Raw genomic sequence first — 16,036 nt, 5'->3', positions numbered from 1 at the left:
AACTGCGTTGTGTTATTTCCGGTCCCGGGACCGCCTGCGGATCTGGTCGAACCACACGGCCGCCACGAGCACGACGCTCACCGCGATGGGCTGCCAGAACACCGGCACTCCCGCGATGACGAAGCCCTTGCGCAAAACCGACGGGATGAACACCCCGATCACGGTGCCCAGCACCGACCCCACCCCGCCGAACAGACTGGTCCCGCCGATCACCACCCCTGCGATGGCATCGAGATTGTCGGTCCCGTGGCCCGCGATCGTCGTGGTCCCGAAATAGGCGAGATTCATGAAGCCGGCCAGGCCCGAGAGCATTCCGGCCATGAGATACACCAGGATCAGATGCCGCGTGACCCCGATCCCGGCCCGCCGCGCGGCCTCCGCGCTGGAGCCGATCGCAAAGGTGTACCGGCCGAACCGGGTGGTGTGCAGCAGCCAGGCGCCGACCGCCGTCACCGCGACCGCCACCAGCACCAGATCCGGAATCCCGCCCAGCATGGTGCCGAAACCGAGTGAGTCGCGCAGCTTCCCGGGAACTGTGCGGGTATCGACCCCGCCGGTGATCAACTGCGCCGCCCCCAGCGCCGCCCCGAACGACCCGAGTGTCACGATCAATGGCGGAATCTTGGCCTTGGCCACCAGAATTCCGTTCACCAGCCCCCAGAGCGCCCCGCCCGCCAGCGATATCAGCAGCCCGAGCAGAATGATGCCCCAGCCCGCGTGCGTCGCATCCTCGCCGGGGCTGAGCCACTCCATGGTTTTGGCCGCGAGCACCCCGGAGAAGATCAGCACCATCCCCACCGACAGATCGATGCCCGCGGTGACGATCACGAATGTCATCCCGATCGACAGCACCAGCAGCACCGACGTCTCGATCAGCAAGGTCTGCAGCGTGAATCGCGTCGGAAAGGCGTCCGGCCGCACGATGCTGAACGCGGCGTACAACACGACCAGCACGCACCCGATCCAGAACGTGCCGGTCCCGGCCAGCCGCCTCATGACTGATCCTCCGTCGTCAGCGCGCCGGTCATGGCTCCCACCAACTGCTCCAGCGTGGCGTCGGCGGCGGTGAAGCGGGCGACCCGCTGCCCCAGCCGCAGCACCTCGATACGATCGGCGACGGCCAGCACCTCGGGCATATTGTGGCTGATCAGCACCACCCCGATACCTTGATCGCGCACGCGGCGAACGACATCCAGCACTCTCTCCCGCTGCACCACGCCCAGCGCCGCGGTCGGCTCGTCCATGAAGACGACCCGACTGGCCCACATCACCGCCCGCGCCACCGCGACCGTCTGCCGCTGCCCGCCCGACAGCGACCCGATCGGCACATCCGAACTGGGCAGCACGACACCGAGTCGTTGAAAGTGCTCGGCCGCTTGCGTTCTCATGGCATCGCGATCGAGCATTCCGAGCCGTCCCGGCAGCCCCTTGCGGAGCAACTCGCGCCCGAGAAAGAGATTGGCGGCGGGATCGAGATCGGGAGCCACGGCCAGATCCTGGTAGACCGTCTCCACCCCGAGCCGGCGCGCCGCGGTCGGCGACGCCATCCGAACGGGTTTGCCATCCAGCAGTATCCGCCCGCCGTCGGGCTGTTCGGCCCCCGAAAGGCATTTCACCAGTGTGGATTTCCCGGCGCCATTGTCGCCGATCAACGCCACCACTTCGCCCGCACCGACCTGAAAACCGGCCCCGCGCAATGCCTCTACGCCGCCGTACCGCTTCTGAAGCCCTTCGGCTTCCAATACCACGGCTGGCATCGGCGATCACCCCGGCGACATCGACTCAGCGGACGTCCGGTCCGCCCAATTGAGACTCGAACCTTACCCGAGGCACTCAGGAAACCGCTGGCAGTTGGCCATTTTGAGCGCTGGAGGTTTGCGCACTCCCCATAAGATCGTCCGGAAACAGATGGCCGTAGAGGCCCAGGGTCAGGGTCGTACTGACACGATCTTCAAGGCGCCCGCCACCGGATCGGCCTCCCTGTCCTCCGATCCGACCTGGACGCCCGGGACCGTCTGCAAGAAGTGACCGGGGCCGGACCTGGTCGCTGAAACATCGGGCCGAAACGGGGTTCTCGGTACGGGGTGAGGCAGTATCTTGCGAAGCGCAACTGTTTCACATCAAGTATCGGGGAATACTCATGCGTCGTACCCTTGCCCTCGTCGTGCTCACCGCGGCGGCCCTCACCGCCGGAACGGGTTCGGCCGCAGCCGAATCGTCGTCGACCGGTTCGGCCACGGGTTCGGCCGGGTCTGCCGTCAATGTCATCTGCGCGGTGGTCAAAGTGATCCAGCCCTCGGCCTGCACGGTCTCGATTCCTGAGAACAACGGGGGTCAATGAGTCCGCGCCAGCCGCGCGGCCTCCGGTCAGCGGATTGAGCATCCCCCTGCTCAGGGGAGGGGTTCGAATCCCGTCTGTCCCACCAGAAGGGCGGGATGATCAATTCATCCCGCCCTTCCATTTGTTCGAGGTGACGACAACCGCGACGACAGATCTACGAGTGCCGCCGCGCGCGATCGGACTCGAACAGAGTCCGCAATCAGTCCGCAGAAACGCTGAATACACCCAACCAACGATGCCAGCGCCCTTTTCCCGCTCAGATGCCGTATCCCCGTGCATGCCAACGCTGCCCGCCACACGCAAACATCGAGAACGACGGACGTCCGGTCGGCTCACCGAGCGGACCGATGATCTCCTCGCGTCGAGGCGGATATGGAAAACACCGCTATCGTGGGATCGGTGACCCGCCTTGGATTCCACGCGTTGAAGGTGCTCCCCGCTGTGGCGCTGTGCGCGCTGGCCGTCGGCTGTGCCCAGACTCCGCACACCGCGCACTCCTCCGAGAAGGCGCGGCCCGTGCCGACCGGTTCACTCGACACGCTGGGCACCACCTCGCAGGCGGCCACGACCACCCCGGCGCCGGTGACCACCACGGCGCCGCCGCAATCCGCCCCCGCCCAGCCCGCTTACACCGAGGACGACGCCCGCTACACGGTGCGCCGCTACCTGTCCCGCTGGATCGGGCAGCCGCTCCAGCCCGATGACACCGAGGGCAGGTATCCCCTCGTCTGCGCGGGCTCGACCCTGGCCAACAACCCCGGAAGGCTCACCGGCACAACAGCCTTCGACGCCGACCGGATGACGGCCCGCACCGGCGACACGGGCGCGGCCGTGACCGTCCCGGTGACGAATTCCTCCGCCGTCACCACCGTGCTCACCTTCACCCTGCGCGCCGCGACCCAGGGCTACTGCATCGTGGACATCGCGAGCTGACCCATCGGCCGCCCCGAACGCTTCAGGAACTCCCGCGCCAACTCCCGATACTGTTCCGCACCACGGGATTTCGGTGCCCACGTGGTGAGCGGTTCACCCGCGATGGTGGAGTCCGGGAACCGTACGGTCCGCGAGATCACCGTGTCGTACAGCTCCGCCTTGAACGTCTCCGCCACCCGGTCCCGCACCTGCCGGCAGTGCAGCAGCCGCGGATCGAACATGGTGACCACGATGCCCGACAGCTCGAGACGCGGATTGAGCCGTTCGCGCACCTTCTCCATGGTGTCGTTCAGCAGCGCCAGCCCGCGCAGCGAGAAGAACTCGCACTCCATGGGAATGATGACCCCGTCCGCGCAGGCGAGCGCGTTGACGGTGAGCAGGCTCAGCGACGGCTGACAGTCGATGAGGATGTAGTCGTAGCGTTCCCGGATCGGATCGAGCACCCGGCGCATCGAATGCTCTCGACCCACCTCGTTGACGAGCTGGATCTCCGCCGCCGACAGATCGATATTGCTGGGCAGCAGATGCAGGTTCGTGACGCCGGTCTTGATGAGCACGTCGTCGATCGGCGGCGCCGACCGGCCCAGCAGGTCATAGACGGTGAGTTCGAGATCGTGGTGCGCGACGCCCAGGGCCGCCGACAGCGCCCCCTGCGGATCGAGGTCCACCAGCAGCACGCGCAACCCGCACTCGGCAAGCGCGGCACCCAGATTGACCGTCGAGGTGGTCTTCCCGACGCCGCCCTTCTGATTGCACAGCGCAATCACCTGGGCTTCGCCTCCGGTCGCCCCGGCCTCCTCAACAGCAATGTTTGCCGACATTTCGCCAGCCTAACCCGTCACGTGGCGGATCGGTCGGACCCGCTCCGGAGTCCTTTCGCACGTCGGCAAGTGCGACGATCTACCAGTGATTTTCACAATCCGGGCGATGAACCAGCATGTCGGACAAGGGTGGAGCCCGGCACATGCCGGTCATCAGCCGAAGAGTGGTGTGGCGGGTCGCCGGGGCACTTGGACCACGACGCCCGCCTCACCGAACCCGGATGAACCGGGCATATCACCTTCAGTGATCCGGCAGCACCAGGATCTTCACGTGCTCTTCCGGATTCCGCAGCGCCGTGAAGGCATCCGCCACCCCGTCCAGCCCGACCCGCCCGGTGATCAACGCCTCCGCGTCGATCGCCCCGGCCGCCAGTCGCTCCAGCGTGATGTCGTAGGCGTTCTCGTACGGCCCGTGCCCGAAATTGACCGCGATCCGCCGGAACTGCCCGACCACCGGAATGATCGGCTCGTCCGCGAACGGCGCCGCCAGCACCTGGATCCGCGAGTTGAACGGCATGGTCCGCATGAGCGTGCCGATAATCCCTGCGCGCCCGCTGCATTCGTAGGCGATGAGAATGCCGGTACCCGACTGGCCCACCACGCTGTCGCCCTGCGCGACCGCCGTCATCCACGCCTCGATCGGATCCTGCTCGTTCGGATCGACCACGATGTCCGCACCGACCGCCCGAGCGAGCTCCCGCCGCTTGGGCGAGGGTTCCGAAGCCACCACCAGCCGTGCCCCGTGCGCCTTGGCGGCGATGATCGCGCCCAGCCCGATGGTTCCGCAGCCGATGACCAGCGCCGAATCCTCGGCGGTGAGACCGGATTGCTGCACGTGCATCTCGCCGACGTGCAGTGGCTCGGCCAGCGTCGCGTGCTCGAGCGACAGCCCCTCGGGCACGTGCCGCACCCAGAACGCGTCCACCACGATGCTCTCGCCGAACGCTCCGTGATAGTCGTTCGAGTACCCGATGATCGTCGGAATGCCGGTCGCCGCCTCGGTGGCGAGCCCGATCCCCGCGACGCGGTCGCCGACCGCGAAATCCGTGACCCCGGCACCGATTTCGGTGACGGTTCCGGCGTACTCGTGCCCGAGCACGACCGGTCGCTCGGTGTCGAAGGTGGCCAGCGGATACCCGCTGTCCGCCGCCACCTGCACGAACCGGCACGGATCCTTCGACATGGACAGGTCGCTGCCGCAGATGCCGCACGCGGCCACCGCGATCCGCAACTGCCCCGGACCCGGTGCGGGCGGCTCGGCCACCTCGGCGGGGGAGAACTGCCCGTTCAGAAACTGTGTGGCGCGCATGGGATCACGCTCCCGTCGCGGCGGTCTCGCCGTAGTAGTCGGTGTGTGCCTTGGTGATCGCGGTGACCAGCTGCCCGATCAGCAGCTCGCGGTTGTCCTGCGCGTACTGCAGGCTGTCCTCGCGGCGGCGGTTGCGATTCCTGAAGTGCGGGATCACCTCCGAGGCGAACAGCTCGTAGCTGCGCTTGGTGTCCTCCCAGCCGGCCATGTCCACGTGCAGGACCAGCATGGTGCCGAACCCGCCGGTCTTCTCGATGAGCTTCTCGATGCGCGCGATCGCCTCGTCCGGCGTGCCGATGATGGCCTGGCCGAATTCGCCGAGGTTGTCATTGCGCCAGTGATCGATGATGCCCTTGGGAGTGTCCGCCCACGCCGGCTGCTCGCCGGTCTGCCGGTTCACGTACGCGGCCATCGAGCCTATGCGGCGGCTCACCGCGCGCTCGGCGTCGGCGCGGGTCTCGGCCAGGAAGATCGGATTGACCAGCCGCCACCGCGACCGATCGGCGGTGTGCCCGTGCTCGGCGCACACCTTCTCGTAGACGCCCCAATTGCGGTCCAGCACTTCGAAACCCATGGGGGAGCTGGCCGCCAGCGACAGCAGTGACAGCCCGTGCGTGCCGGCCAGCACCGAGCCGTTGGGGGAGATGGTCGAGGCGGTGGCGACCTCGATGCCGGCCGGATCGTAGGTCGGCAGCTGGGCGCGGGCGTCGCGCAGGGTGAACCAGTCGGTGGTCATGTTCACCACCTCGCCGCGCAGTAGCGCGAGGATGGCCTCGAGCGCCTCCCCCTGGCGGCGGCGCTGATCCGACGGATTGATGCCCATCATGTGCGCATCGAGCGGGATCTTGCCGGGGCCGGTGCCGAAGATCAGGCGGCCACGGGTCTGCAGGTCCAGCTGGGTGATGCGGTCGACGGTGACCAGCGGATGGTGATAGGGCAGCGACACCACGCCGGTGCCGAAGCGCAGCCGCTCGGTGCGTTCGGCGGCCGCGGCGATGAAAACGTCGGGCGCGGGCACGATCTCGGCTCCGGTCGAGTGGTGCTCGCCCATCCACGCCTCGTCGAAGCCGAGGTGGTCGAGGTGTTCCATGAGATCGATGTCGCGACGCAGCTGGAGGGCCGGGTCGGCGTCGAGGGGATGGTACGGGGCCAGGAAGGCCCCGAATTTCATCGATTCAGCGGTCCACACGGATGGATCTCCTTCACCCAGTGCCCCGGGCTTCGTCGCCCGGTGCGGTTCCCCGAGTAAACATGGATCAACTGATCCATAAGTTTGGCTGTCCCGGTGAGTGGGCATGATTCAAAAACGCAGGTAAATAAGCTGATTCAACGTCGATAATGAGCGCTGTGCTGTGCCGAAATCGGATTGTCGAACCAGTTCCGGGCCCCGCGATGCCGACCCCGCGCCTCCGATGTGCCAAGCTCATGCCGTGACCGTCCCCATGCAGAACCGCCAGGGCAACGCGACCCGCACCCGGCTGGTGAAAACCGCCGAGCGACTGTTCGCCGCCCACGGCGTGGACGCGGTCTCGGTGCGCGCGGTGAACGCCGCCGCCGGCCTCGGCCCCTCCTCGGTCAACTACCACTTCGGCACCAAGGACGACCTGATCGCCGCCGTGCTGCTGGATCTCGGCGCGACCGTCCGCGACCGCATTCGCGCCAATGCCGACGTGCTCGCCGCCCGCCCCGAGCCGCCCACCGCCGAGACTCTGGTCCGCGCGGTCACCGAGCCCTATCGAGACCTGTTGCTGCAGCACCGGACCCGCGGCATGCGCTGGATCAAGATCGTCACCCAGCTCTCCCTGCACTCGCATCCCGCCCTCACCGCCGCCGAGCAGGACCTCCCCGATCAGCTGCACGTGCAGCTCCGCCGCGCCTTTCCGCGCTCGGATCCCAGCCGCCTGGAAGCCCGCTGGGCGATCTCGCTCATGGGTTTCCTGCAAGCTCTGAGCCGCGCGGACGAATGGCATCCCGGCACGACCCCGCCCCCCGCGGAGGAACTGGCTGCCCTCTACGAGGACCAGGTCGTCTTCCTCATCGGCGGCCTCGACCGTTTGCTGGGCGGAACCGGCCGCTGAATCGGCGGTGACGCACGGGTGGACGAAACATGACATACTTCGCCCACTCCCAGCTCGAAAGCGGTTGCCGATGCCCGAAGATCCCGAACTCGCCCAGGCCCGTGTCCTGGCCCGAGAGCTCCAGAGCCACGCCGACATGCTGACCCGCGAGCTGCAATACGTCTCGCGCCCTGAAGCCCAGACCCGCGCCCAGGCCGACCTGACCGCGGTCCAGCGCCAGCTCGACGGCCTGCGCCGCCGCTTCCCGGAAGTCGCCGACGCCCCGGGCACCCTCGCCAGCTGAGCGCCGATTCGGCGGTCCCGCAATCCGATCGGGTGCGTCAGGCCCGGAAGCCGGGGCCCACTCGCTGCAGTAGCGCCTGCAGCGTCTTGCGCTCCGCGGCCGACAGTTCCGCGAAGGATTCCGCCAGGACACTGTCGGCGATCGCGTTTCCGGCCGCGAGCGTGCGCCGCCCCTCGGCGGTCAAACGGTGCTCGATGAGGCGGCCGCGGCCGGGGGTGCGTTCGATGAGCCCGCGAGTGGCGAGTCGGTTGGCCAGCGTGCCGAAGGCCTGCTCGCTCTGAAAGGTCTCCTCCGCCAAGGCTCGCGCCGACGACCCCGGTTCGCGCTCGATGGCGCGCAGCGCATCCCATTGCGCCAGCGTGGTGCCCACGGTGGTGAGCCTGCTGTCGAGTGCGCGGTGGTGGCGGTACTGCGCCTGCTTGATGGCTCGGCCCAGGGCCTGCAAATCACCTGCCATGGACACAGGCTATCAGGCTGACTAAACTTGTTTATATCAACATGTTTAGTCAAGGAGTGGCCATGAGTGAATCGGATACCGGCGCGGACATTCTCGTATTGCACGGTGGCGCGGGGCCGGGCAGCGTGGCCACCATCGCCGCGCATCTGGGGAAGACCGCAAATGTCCTGACTCCGACCCATCCGGGCTGGGACGGAACCTCGCGCCCCGCCGAGGTGAACACCATCGCCGACCTCGCCGAAATGTATCTGCGGCTGCTGGCCGAACGGGACCTGCGCGAGGTGGTCGTCGTCGGATCCTCGATCGGCGGCTGGATCGCCGCCGAGATGGCGGTCCGGGACACCGCGAATCGCCTTGCGGGCCTGGTGCTCATCGACGCCGTCGGCATCCGGGTCGATGGTGCGCCGATCCGCGACATCTTCGCGCTGACCCCCGAACAGCTCGCGCAGTACTCATGGCACGACCCGGCCCGAGCCCTGTCGAATGCTCCCGAGCCGACCCCTGAACAATCGGCCGCACGCGCGGCGAACGTGGCCGCACTGCGCCACTACGCCGGCGACCCCTACATGCACGATCCCGAGCTGGCCGCCCGGCTACCCGAGGTGTCCCTGCCGACCCTGCTCCTCTGGGGCGAAAGCGACGGCATCGCCACCTCCGCCTACGCGGCCGCCTATGCCGCAGCATTCCCCAACGCCGGCCTCGAAATCATCGCCGCCGCAGGCCATCTCCCGCACCTGGAGCAGCCCGGGGCAACGTTCGCTCACCTCGACGCCTACCTGCGTCGGCTCCGGGTAGGCGCCTGACGCCCGCAGTCGGGGCGTGCTCGTGTCGGCGAATCTCGTTGCCGGCGGGACGATTCGGGTTGATCGCACGACGGGCCGGCGTGGTCGGCGACTGCACGGCCCGGACTAGGCGCTCGGGTGGACCGGCCGGTCGGCTGATTCGCCGGACCAGCTGATCCGGTGGTCGAACATCCAGTTCAGTGCGCCCACGCCCTGCTTGGCGGCCTTCTTCAGGAAGAACGGCGTCAGTTGGCGGACGAGGAAGCGGGCCAGGCCGCTCTGGGCCTTGTCGCCGCTGGTTTCGGCGCCGTGCGCGACCACCCGCTCGACCCGGTCGCGACGGCGGTGCTCGAATTCGGCCAGGGCGGTGGCGGTCTCGGGCAGATCGCGCAGGCAGATGGCCAGGGTCACCGCGTCCTCGACGGCCATGGAGACGCCCTGGCCCGAGGATGAGGCCACCGCGTGGGCGGCATCGCCGATGATGACCATGCGGTCGTTGTGCCAGGTGGGGACCGACGGCATGTCGTACTGGTTGAAGCCGGTGACGAAGGTGGCGTCGGGGGTCGCGGCGACGATGGCGGCCGCGGGGCCCCGGTCGGCCGCCAGCATCCGCGCCAGCTGGTCGCGCCACTGCGCGGGCGCCGTGGATGCCACCGTCTGCTTCGAAAGTTCCTGTGCGCCGGGCATGTTCGCGAACCACCAGATCTCGCCGCCGGGTGCGACCAGGTAGCCGAAGAAGGCCTTCTTGCCGAAGATCATGCTGTAAACGCCCGGCCGCAAACCGAGTTCGTGAACCAGGGCCGGGTCGGTGACGAATCCCCCCAGGCCGTAGATGCCCAGGTAGTGGGCCTTGGGTGCGTTCGGGTCGATGATCTCCCGGGTGCGGGAGTGGATGCCGTCCGCGCCGACGAGCAGGTCGGCCTCGGCCCGGCTGCCGTCGGCGAAGGTGGCGACGACGCCGCCCGTGGCAGTCGGTTCCGCGTCGACGAGTCGCTTGCCGAACTCGTATCGGATACCGCGCCGCGCGGCTTCGGCATTGAGTGCCCGGTACAGGTCGCGCCGCTTCACGCTGTGGGTCACGGTGCCGTCGGGCAGCGTGCCGCCGATGGGCATGTCGGTGATGTGCTTGCCGGCACTCGTGTAGAAGCTCAGTGTGTCGGTGGCGTGGCCGGTGTCCATGACGATGTGGTGGGCGTCGATCTCGGCCAGCGCGGACAGGCCGTTCACCGCGACCGTCAGGTATGCGCCGATCTGCCCGGCGGCCGTGTCGGCGTAGGCCTCGTAGACGACCGCTTCCCAACCGGCCTGCTGCAGTGCCATCGCGGTGACGGGACCGGCGATGCCGCCGCCGATGACCAGTGCCTTCTTCATGCCGTGTCTCCCTCGGAGCTTTCTTGATCGTGATGTATCTTGGTTATCAAGATATTGATAGTTTGACGATCGAGAGGTTTGAATGTCAAGAGAAAATCTGGACGAGTTGCGTGCCAGGGTCGGACGGGAGTCCCAGGCGTTGCAGGCGGCCGTCGACGATGTCGACCAGGCTGCCGCGACCGTGCTCGGCGTCAATCGGACCGACCTGCGCTGTCTCGAGGTGCTGGTCCGGGGTGAGTCGACGCCGGGCGCGCTGGCGGCCGAATTGGGTTTGACCAGTGGCAGTGTCACGACGATGCTGGATCGGCTCGCCAAGCTCGGTCACGTCACCCGGGAGCCGGAACCGGGCGACCGGCGCAAGGTGCTGGTCCGCATCACCCCGGCGACCATGGCCCGGGCCTGGGAGATATACGGGCCCATTGCCGAGGAGGGTGCGGCCGAGATGGCGGCCTCGTCGGCCGCCGAGCTGCGCACCATCCTCGACTTCCTCACCCGCAGCCGCGAACTCCAGCAACGCCACCGCGAGCGAATTTCGGCCCTGCCCAAGGCGGTTCGGGGTTCGTAGTCGAGCACAGTCATCCGTACTGACAGTTCGTGCCGGAATTGTCCGAATAACTGGACGTTCTGGTGAGTTAGCTGTAGCGTCACTGCACGATTCGCGAAAGACTTGCTGACGCATGCTCTTCCGGTTCACAGGCTCGGCCGTGCCGAATGCCAATCCATTGCTTTATTGGTCGATCGTTCTTTCGCGCGCGGTCGGGAGCGAGATGAGAACGACTGAAGTGTGAGGGACGTCGTTGTTCGCAGTGTCCGTCAGGGCTGTGGTCCTGGCTCTGAGCATCCTGACCGCGGGGGCGATAGGCACCGCCCCCGTGTCGGCTCAACCCCTGTACCCCACGCAGGATCCCGACCCGTTCTACGGTCCGCCGGCCGATCTGGGTGCGCTCGCGCCCGGTGACGTGGTCCGGACACGCAAGATCGATACCGGGCTGTACGTGGGCACCGAGGGCTGGCAGGTGGCCTTCCGCAGTACCGACTCCCAGGGCCGGCCGATCCTCGGCATGACCACGGTGCTGCTCCCGGCGGGGGTATCGAACCCGCCGCTGGTGTCGTATCAGGCGCTCATCAATTCCCTGGGCGCGCAATGTAATCCGTCGCGGTCGCTGTTCAACGGCGAGCTCCAGGACGGGGTGGGCGCCATGCTGCCGATCGGGCGCGGCTGGGCCATCTCGCTGCCCGACTATCTGGGGCCGAATGTCGCCTACGGCGCTGCCAAGCTCAGCGGCATGGTGACCCTGGACAGCGTGAAGGCGGTCCGCAAGGCCACCGAACTGGGACTCGGGAAGTCGCCCGTCGCGCTTGCCGGGTATTCCGGCGGCGGCATGGCGACCGCCTGGGCCGCTGCTCTGCAACCCGAGTACGCGCCGGACCTGAAGCTCGATGCCGTTGTGGCCGGGGGCATTCCGGCCGATCTGGAGCAGATGGCGCTCTCGCTGGGTTTCGAGCCGCACCCGGGCTTCGGCCTGGCCTTCGCGGCGGCCATGGGCCTGGAGCGTGAATACCCGAACCGCCTGCCGATCTCGGACCAGCTCAATGAGAACGGGCTCTGGTTCCGCGAATTCACCCACGACGCCTGCCGTCGCTTCCTGCTGTTCCACGGCGCCTTCCGCAATGCCGACCAGATGGCGGCGTCCAAGAGTCTGATGGACAGTCCGGAGGCGCACGCGGTGCTGCGGGAGAACAGCCTGCGCTACTTCCCGCGCACGCCGGCGGTCCCGACCTACTTCTGGCAGGGGCGGTTCGACACACTCACCTTCTTCGATCCGGTCGCCGAGGTCGCCGACCGGTACTGCAAGGCCGGTGTGCCGCTGGTATTCCGGCCCTTCGAAATCGCCGAGCACATGACCACGGCCGTCGCCGGATTCGCCGACGCGTGGAACTATGTGGAATCACGTTTCCGTGGGGATCCGGTCCCGGTGAGCTGCGGCGCGAGTTCGTGACGACGGCGGTGTCGCGGACCACGCCGGACCATCTGCTCGGGTAGTGCGCTATTTCGTGGCGGCGCGGCGTGCGTTCTCGGCGGTCAGCAACTCGACCAGGCCGGGGAAGCGCTGCGTCAGGTCGCCTCGGCGCAGCTGGGCCATATTGCTGTTGCCGCGGTTGACCTGACGGATCAAGCCTGCCTGGCGCAGCGCTCGAAAATGGTGTGTCCGAGTGGCTTTCGACACCGGGAGTCCGAACGAACTGCAATGCCGTTCCGCGCCATCGGCATCGGCGAGGAGGGTCAGGACGACCTCCAGGCGATGCCGGTCGGCGAGGGCCGCCAGCACCGCGGCGAGCTCCATGTCCTCGAGCTCCGGCTCATCGTCGGCCATCCGCCCACCTCCTTCAGGTACGACTTGCATCGTACCTCACGTCCGGCTAGCGTCCGGAGGTATGACAGATCTCGTACCTGATGATCGCACCCCCTTCGCGCTGATGGGCCTGGCCCACCCCAAACCCGAACGCGTGGAAGAACTCCGAGAGCTACTCCGCTCGTTCGTCGCACCGACCCGCGCGGAAGCCGGTGCGCTCGAATACCACTTCCACGAAGACGCCGACGACCCCTCGACCTTCGTGTTCTACGAGGTCTGGCGCTCGAAAGCCGACCTCGACCGCCACCTCGAACTCCCGCACATGCGCGATTTCTGGCAGCACCGCATGGACTACCTCGAACGCGACCTCGAAATCCGCTATCTCTCGATGCAAAGCCCCTACCCCCGCCCGATCCCGGCCTGACGCGCGCGACCTCGTCCACGGCGATGACGATCGGCGCCGAGTGCTCTCGCGGTCAATCGGCCAATTCGGCCAGCCGAGAAGCGATTCCGGCACGGCTGGTCAAACCGAGTTTGCGCAGGATGCGGCCGAGGTGATCCTCGACGGTGCGCGGACTCAGGTAGAGCCGGGCCGCGATCTCCTTGTTGGCGAGGCCCGTGGCAGCCAACTCGGCGACCTCGCGCTCCCGCTGGCTCAGTCGCGTCTCGCCGGCGACCGTTCGATGTCCCGCCAGCCGACGCTGGACGGCCGTCGCGGCACGTTGCAGTTCCGTGGCTCCGGCTGCCGCGAATTCGGTGCGTGCGGCGGCGATTCGGGCGGTGGCGGTGGTGAAATCGCCGCGCTGCCCGGCGATCTGCGCCGCCACCAACAGGGCCTGCGCGCGGAACACGGGCATATCGGCCCGTGCGTATGCTTCGGCGGACGCCTCGGCAGCCTGTTCGGCGGATATGAGATCCCCACGGGCGCAGAGATATCCGGCCCGAGCCCGGGCTGCCGCAGCCAGCGCGCCGGGTAAGCCCAGGCGCTCGGCCACATCCTCCGCCTGGGCCAGCATGGTTTCGGCCACGTCGAGGTCACCTCGATCGACGGCGCTCAGGCACGCGACAGAGAGCTCGGCCGCTCTCATCGGGTGTAAACGGCCGCCGCGCGCTGCGGCGCGGGGAATCGGTTGTTGTGTGGGCGGATCCTCCAGGTCGAGGCGGGCGGCCAGCTCCAGGAGGGCTGCTTCGACCGCGCCGCGCCACCAGCGGACGGCCGGGCGGGGGAGGGCGTTGAGGTCTCGCCAGCATTGGAAGACGTCTGCGCGCGGCGAAGTTGCCTCCAGGACACGGAGTTTGAGGGCTCCGGCCAGTGGGGCGATGCCTGGGTACGCGTAGAGTTCGGCGGTCTCGGCGGCGTCATCGGCTGCGGCGAGTGCGTCCGAGTAGCGTCCCAGCTTGGCCAGCGAGTAGGCCTGTACCGTCAGGAGTTCGGGGAGGATGAAGCTGCGGCCGCGGCGGCGGCTGACGCCGATGGCGCGCTCGATGTGGGTGAGGCCGGTGCGCTGGTCGTCGAGGAAGTACGCCATCCAGCCGAGGGCGGAGACGGCGTGGATGCCGTCGAGCAGCTGAGTGTCGGTGAGCTGCGCGAATTCCCGCTCTGCGACGCGGTAGTCGGCTTCGGCGGCGCGCAGGTCGAGGCCATTGAGCCGGCCCATGCTCCGCAGTGTCACCGCGGCCGCGCGCATGGCGGGATCGTGCACGGCTTCGGAGGTGAACAGCTGCCGGACTCGTTCCGCGCCTTCGGCGTCGCGGTTGTCCTGGATCTCCAGGATGGCCAATTCCAGCCGGGCGGGCCCGTGTTCGTGACTGCCCGGCCGATCGACCAGCCGGGTCAACAGGTTTCGCGCGCTTTCCACGCGCCCGAGGATCCGTTCGCCGCGCGCATAGAGGAGAACCGCTTCGACCTGCTCGGGGGTGGGATCGCCCGCAGTTCCCGGCAGCAGGGGTTCGAGGGTCTCGCGTGCGGATTCCGCGGATCCCGACAGCAGCAGCGCCCGGCCGAGCAGGACGCGGGCCGGAACATCGGCGCGCCCACCCGAATCCGGTAGAGCGTCCAGGGCCGCGGCGATCCAGCGCGCACTGGCGGCCGGAACGGTACCGAGGGCCTGCTCGGCGGCGCAGAGCAATTCGCCCGCCGCGAGCTCGTCGCGACCGAGGGCGTGTTCCAGGTGGCGGGCCCGAGCGAGGACGGGCGCATCCTTGGCGCGGAGCACCTGTGCCGCGCGAGCGTGCGCGGCCGCCCGCCATCCCTGCCCGGCCAGCCGGTACGCCGCCGCGCGAATCAGCGGATGGCGGAAGCTCACCAGGCCGGCGGTGACGCTGACCCAGCCGCGCCGCGTGAGGTCGTCGATCGCCTCGCGCAGGTCGGCCGGTGCGACTTCGGCCGTGCCGCAGAGCAGTTCCGCGTCATCGGTGCCGCCGCACACCCCGATCGCCTGCGCGACCAGCCGCTCCCGGGCGGGCAGGTGGGCCAGCTCGGCCCGGATCGTCCGGTCCAGGGCGGTCTGATCCGCCGGCGTCGCGGCCGGATCCCCGCCTCGAATCGCGGCATCGAAATCGGCCGGGGCGAGTTCGGCGAGCAGTCGCAGAAACAGCGGATTGCCGTGCGCCGCCGCCACCACCTGCGTGCACCGGCCCGCCGGCAACTCCGGCAGCAGCGCTCTCGCATCGGCATCGGACAGCGGCGGCACCGCGAGGTGCGTGCTCGCGACACCCGGCGCTCGCAGCGCGGATCCGAGCGATTCCGGAAATTGCCCTTCGCGATAGGCCAGCACAATGCGAGCCGATTCCGGCCGCCGCCGAATGAGCAGCGCCAGCACCCGCATCGAGGCGGTATCGGCCCAGTGCGCATCGTCGACGATCAGCAGTGTCGGGGTGGCTTCGAGCCGCTGCCGAATCCATCGGGCCGATTTCCGGGTATCGGTCCCGATTTCGTCTGCCGTGCCGCCCAGTCGATCCGCGATATCGAGTACGAGATAGTGCGGTGTGGGCTGGTCGTATTCGGTGCCCGCGACGGCGACCGTCCGCCATCGGCCCGGCTCGAGCCCGTCCGCGAATTCCGAAAGCAGCCGCGATTTTCCGATTCCGGCCGGGCCTTCGACCAGGAATACGCCGTCTCCACCGGGAGCGTGGCAGGCCTCGTTCAGGGTGGCGAGTTCGCGGATGCGGCCGACGAATGGCTGGATCGCGCACTCCTTTCCGAGTGAACGGCCTTCGGGTGAGCCTAACCCGGCACCCCTCGCGTCCCGGCCGCTGCCCCGATCCCGTGGTTTCACGGATGCTGTGGCGTGCGGAAACGGGTTGG

17 protein-coding genes are annotated in these 16,036 nt (G+C 68.1%); 8 read left to right on the top strand and 9 right to left on the bottom strand.

Annotation, left to right across the window (positions count from 1 at the left end; translation table 11 throughout):
- Positions 1-12: 12 nt before the first annotated feature.
- Together ACQP1O_RS29290 and ACQP1O_RS29285 are read right to left on the bottom strand one after the other, a co-directional pair.
- Complete coding sequence (locus ACQP1O_RS29290; RefSeq protein ID WP_379429426.1) at positions 13-996, bottom strand: ABC transporter permease; 984 nt, start codon at positions 994-996, stop codon at positions 13-15.
- Positions 993-1,757 carry an ATP-binding cassette domain-containing protein gene (locus ACQP1O_RS29285; protein ID WP_433561662.1) on the bottom strand — a complete coding sequence of 255 codons (765 nt, stop codon included), beginning with the start codon at positions 1,755-1,757 and terminating at the stop codon, positions 993-995. The genes ACQP1O_RS29290 and ACQP1O_RS29285 overlap by 4 nt, the downstream gene beginning before the upstream one ends.
- Positions 1,758-2,140: 383 nt before the next feature.
- Here ACQP1O_RS29285 and ACQP1O_RS29280 point away from each other — a divergent pair, with 383 nt between their 5' ends.
- Both ACQP1O_RS29280 and ACQP1O_RS29275 read left to right on the top strand, forming a co-directional pair.
- Positions 2,141-2,341 carry a hypothetical protein gene (locus ACQP1O_RS29280; protein WP_433561661.1) on the top strand — a complete coding sequence of 67 codons (201 nt, stop codon included), beginning with the start codon at positions 2,141-2,143 and terminating at the stop codon, positions 2,339-2,341.
- 399 nt (positions 2,342-2,740) lie between these two features.
- Entirely contained in the window at positions 2,741-3,274 is a 534-nt protein-coding gene (locus tag ACQP1O_RS29275) for a hypothetical protein (RefSeq protein ID WP_433561660.1), read from the top strand.
- On the opposite strand, the gene ACQP1O_RS29270 is transcribed toward ACQP1O_RS29275, so the two are convergent.
- From ACQP1O_RS29270 to ACQP1O_RS29260, 3 genes are all read right to left on the bottom strand, one after another.
- On the bottom strand, positions 3,247-4,095 hold the full coding sequence (locus ACQP1O_RS29270) for a ParA family protein (RefSeq protein ID WP_433561659.1): 849 nt from the start codon (positions 4,093-4,095) through the stop codon (positions 3,247-3,249). The two genes, ACQP1O_RS29275 and ACQP1O_RS29270, sit on opposite strands and share 28 nt — an antisense overlap.
- Positions 4,096-4,336: 241 nt before the next feature.
- Entirely contained in the window at positions 4,337-5,404 is a 1,068-nt protein-coding gene (locus tag ACQP1O_RS29265) for an alcohol dehydrogenase catalytic domain-containing protein (protein ID WP_433561658.1), read from the bottom strand.
- A 4-nt stretch (positions 5,405-5,408) separates the two neighbouring features.
- A complete protein-coding gene (locus tag ACQP1O_RS29260; RefSeq protein ID WP_433561657.1) occupies positions 5,409-6,593 on the bottom strand; it encodes an LLM class flavin-dependent oxidoreductase in 1,185 nt (394 codons plus the stop codon).
- A gap of 241 nt (positions 6,594-6,834) precedes the next feature.
- On the opposite strand from ACQP1O_RS29260, the gene ACQP1O_RS29255 reads away from it, so the two are divergent.
- Both ACQP1O_RS29255 and ACQP1O_RS29250 read left to right on the top strand, forming a co-directional pair.
- Positions 6,835-7,482: a TetR/AcrR family transcriptional regulator gene (locus ACQP1O_RS29255; protein WP_433561656.1), complete on the top strand. Its 648-nt coding sequence runs from the start codon at positions 6,835-6,837 to the stop codon at positions 7,480-7,482.
- Positions 7,483-7,552: 70 nt separating this feature from the next.
- Positions 7,553-7,765, top strand: a complete 213-nt coding sequence (locus ACQP1O_RS29250) for a hypothetical protein (RefSeq protein WP_433561655.1) — start codon at positions 7,553-7,555, stop codon at positions 7,763-7,765.
- Positions 7,766-7,802: 37 nt separating this feature from the next.
- Here ACQP1O_RS29250 and ACQP1O_RS29245 read toward each other — a convergent pair whose 3' ends face one another.
- A complete protein-coding gene (locus tag ACQP1O_RS29245) occupies positions 7,803-8,222 on the bottom strand; it encodes a MarR family winged helix-turn-helix transcriptional regulator (protein WP_433561654.1) in 420 nt (139 codons plus the stop codon).
- 62 nt (positions 8,223-8,284) lie between these two features.
- Here ACQP1O_RS29245 and ACQP1O_RS29240 point away from each other — a divergent pair, with 62 nt between their 5' ends.
- Positions 8,285-9,025: an alpha/beta fold hydrolase gene (locus tag ACQP1O_RS29240; RefSeq protein WP_433561653.1), complete on the top strand. Its 741-nt coding sequence runs from the start codon at positions 8,285-8,287 to the stop codon at positions 9,023-9,025.
- A gap of 105 nt (positions 9,026-9,130) precedes the next feature.
- Here ACQP1O_RS29240 and ACQP1O_RS29235 read toward each other — a convergent pair whose 3' ends face one another.
- The gene (locus ACQP1O_RS29235; RefSeq protein ID WP_433561652.1) at positions 9,131-10,375 is read right to left on the bottom strand and encodes an FAD-dependent oxidoreductase; all 1,245 of its coding nucleotides are present in this window, start codon (positions 10,373-10,375) and stop codon (positions 9,131-9,133) included.
- Positions 10,376-10,457: 82 nt separating this feature from the next.
- Here ACQP1O_RS29235 and ACQP1O_RS29230 point away from each other — a divergent pair, with 82 nt between their 5' ends.
- The gene (locus ACQP1O_RS29230) at positions 10,458-10,940 is read left to right on the top strand and encodes a MarR family winged helix-turn-helix transcriptional regulator (RefSeq protein ID WP_433561651.1); all 483 of its coding nucleotides are present in this window, start codon (positions 10,458-10,460) and stop codon (positions 10,938-10,940) included.
- A 262-nt stretch (positions 10,941-11,202) separates the two neighbouring features.
- Entirely contained in the window at positions 11,203-12,375 is a 1,173-nt protein-coding gene (locus ACQP1O_RS29225) for a lipase family protein (protein WP_433567831.1), read from the top strand.
- A 48-nt stretch (positions 12,376-12,423) separates the two neighbouring features.
- Here the strand turns inward: ACQP1O_RS29225 and ACQP1O_RS29220 are convergent, their stop codons facing one another.
- Positions 12,424-12,750 (bottom strand): transcriptional regulator, encoded by a 327-nt coding sequence (locus ACQP1O_RS29220; RefSeq protein ID WP_433561650.1) that lies wholly within the window; start codon positions 12,748-12,750, stop codon positions 12,424-12,426.
- Positions 12,751-12,811: 61 nt separating this feature from the next.
- On the opposite strand from ACQP1O_RS29220, the gene ACQP1O_RS29215 reads away from it, so the two are divergent.
- Positions 12,812-13,153, top strand: a complete 342-nt coding sequence (locus ACQP1O_RS29215) for a putative quinol monooxygenase (RefSeq protein ID WP_433561649.1) — start codon at positions 12,812-12,814, stop codon at positions 13,151-13,153.
- 52 nt (positions 13,154-13,205) lie between these two features.
- On the opposite strand, the gene ACQP1O_RS29210 is transcribed toward ACQP1O_RS29215, so the two are convergent.
- Positions 13,206-16,007 (bottom strand): LuxR C-terminal-related transcriptional regulator, encoded by a 2,802-nt coding sequence (locus ACQP1O_RS29210; protein ID WP_433561648.1) that lies wholly within the window; start codon positions 16,005-16,007, stop codon positions 13,206-13,208.
- Positions 16,008-16,036: the final 29 nt, after the last annotated feature.

This window comes from Nocardia sp. CA-151230, from assembly GCF_050942175.1.
GTDB lineage: Bacteria > Actinomycetota > Actinomycetes > Mycobacteriales > Mycobacteriaceae > Nocardia.
Note: the sequence above shows the minus strand (reverse complement) of the source record. Positions and strands in the feature narration are given on the sequence as shown.

Excerpts from the sequence above, each read along its gene's own strand:
- ACQP1O_RS29290 (WP_379429426.1), bottom strand. The coding sequence starts at position 996 with ATGAGGCGGCTGGCCGGGACCGGCACGTTCTGGATCGGGTGCGTGCTG.
- ACQP1O_RS29285 (WP_433561662.1), bottom strand. The coding sequence starts at position 1,757 with ATGCCAGCCGTGGTATTGGAAGCCGAAGGGCTTCAGAAGCGGTACGGC.
- ACQP1O_RS29280 (WP_433561661.1), top strand. The coding sequence starts at position 2,141 with ATGCGTCGTACCCTTGCCCTCGTCGTGCTCACCGCGGCGGCCCTCACC.
- ACQP1O_RS29270 (WP_433561659.1), bottom strand. The coding sequence starts at position 4,095 with ATGTCGGCAAACATTGCTGTTGAGGAGGCCGGGGCGACCGGAGGCGAA.
- ACQP1O_RS29265 (WP_433561658.1), bottom strand. The coding sequence starts at position 5,404 with ATGCGCGCCACACAGTTTCTGAACGGGCAGTTCTCCCCCGCCGAGGTG.
- ACQP1O_RS29250 (WP_433561655.1), top strand. The coding sequence starts at position 7,553 with ATGCCCGAAGATCCCGAACTCGCCCAGGCCCGTGTCCTGGCCCGAGAG.
- ACQP1O_RS29245 (WP_433561654.1), bottom strand. The coding sequence starts at position 8,222 with ATGGCAGGTGATTTGCAGGCCCTGGGCCGAGCCATCAAGCAGGCGCAG.
- ACQP1O_RS29240 (WP_433561653.1), top strand. The coding sequence starts at position 8,285 with ATGAGTGAATCGGATACCGGCGCGGACATTCTCGTATTGCACGGTGGC.
- ACQP1O_RS29235 (WP_433561652.1), bottom strand. The coding sequence starts at position 10,375 with ATGAAGAAGGCACTGGTCATCGGCGGCGGCATCGCCGGTCCCGTCACC.
- ACQP1O_RS29230 (WP_433561651.1), top strand. The coding sequence starts at position 10,458 with ATGTCAAGAGAAAATCTGGACGAGTTGCGTGCCAGGGTCGGACGGGAG.
- ACQP1O_RS29220 (WP_433561650.1), bottom strand. The coding sequence starts at position 12,750 with ATGGCCGACGATGAGCCGGAGCTCGAGGACATGGAGCTCGCCGCGGTG.
- ACQP1O_RS29215 (WP_433561649.1), top strand. The coding sequence starts at position 12,812 with ATGACAGATCTCGTACCTGATGATCGCACCCCCTTCGCGCTGATGGGC.